The sequence below is a fragment of the Pseudoalteromonas sp. MER144-MNA-CIBAN-0113 genome (assembly GCF_040308965.1).
Taxonomy (GTDB): Bacteria; Pseudomonadota; Gammaproteobacteria; order Enterobacterales; family Alteromonadaceae; genus Pseudoalteromonas; species Pseudoalteromonas tetraodonis.
This window is the reverse complement of the sequence record NZ_JBEOOG010000596.1, coordinates 1-237: the sequence shown is the minus strand read 5'-3', so window position 1 is coordinate 237 and position 237 is coordinate 1. Positions and strand designations below refer to the sequence as shown.

Below are 237 nucleotides of genomic sequence, written 5' to 3'. Positions count from 1 at the left end.
CCTCTACTTCGTCTTCAATTATTACTACTGAATACGTCATGTTTAATGCTCTTATTATTTTGGAATGTAAACACTTAGTCTTGCACCAAGTAGGTCTGACTCACCAATTTCTAACGTGCCACCGCATGAGTCTAAATTTGTTTTTACTAAATATAAACCAATACCATGCTCTGCTCCTGATTTAGAGCTGTACTGAGGGGTAAAAATAACATCATGGTCAGAACCTAACCCAAAGCC

1 pseudogene is annotated in these 237 nt (G+C 37.6%); it reads right to left on the bottom strand.

The features are described 5' to 3' along the window. Positions 1-54: 54 nt before the first annotated feature. Positions 55-237, bottom strand: a pseudogene (locus AAEY57_RS21085) (sensor histidine kinase); the annotation flags it as partial.